This window comes from Aerococcus sp. L_32 (assembly GCF_050689315.1).
The window spans coordinates 1-684 of sequence record NZ_JBOEQF010000991.1; the positions used below are offsets into that span (position 1 = coordinate 1).

Annotated in this window: 1 protein-coding gene; it reads right to left on the minus strand. The window is 35.8% G+C overall.

Going from position 1 to position 684, the window contains the following annotated elements; all coding sequences use genetic code 11:
* Positions 1-221: 221 nt before the first annotated feature.
* Positions 222-563, minus strand: coding sequence for an ATP-binding cassette domain-containing protein (locus ACRCJ0_RS17780; RefSeq protein ID WP_431391472.1), 342 nt, complete (start codon positions 561-563; stop codon positions 222-224).
* Between the last annotated feature and the right edge of the window lie 121 nt (positions 564-684).

A 684-nucleotide genomic window follows, 5' to 3' on the forward strand; every position in this document is an offset into this window, starting at 1 on the left:
GTGAGAACGACGTTTAGTTAATAAATCTTTAAAAGCTGACATAAATTAAATACTCCTCTTAAATTCAAATTTTTTATATAACAAGTTCCAATTAGAACTATTTATAGTCTACATGCTTACTTTTTAAAAGTCAATTATCAAGCTCATCAATGTGCAATCTTCTACTTTTAAGTTATCAAAAGACTATATTCGGTACGATTTTGGTACCATATCAAAACAATTTAGATAACATACTCACTGGCCCCAATATATTCTTTTAGGAATTGCTTGGTTCTCTCTTCTTTTGGATTGATGAAGATTTCATCCGGCCGTCCTGATTCAACGACCACCCCATCGTTCATAAAGACAACCCGGTCCGCCACTTTTCGGGCAAAATTCATTTCGTGCGTCCCGATAACTAGTGTTGTGTGTCCTTTTGCCAAATGTTCGATGGTTTCAAGTACCTCATTCACTAATTCTGGGTCTAAGGCAGAAGTTGGCTCATCTAGTAGAATTGCTTTAGGTTGTACAGCAAGTGCCCCAGCGATACTTACCCGTTGTTGTTGTCCACCTGATAAAGTCACTGGTATTGGTTTTTTTGTTTCGACATGCCCACTTGCTTCAATAATTTTTCACCAAATTCAGCAGCTTCATCTTTTTTCATGACATTATTTGAAATTAAAGATAAAGTAACGTTCTCTAAAA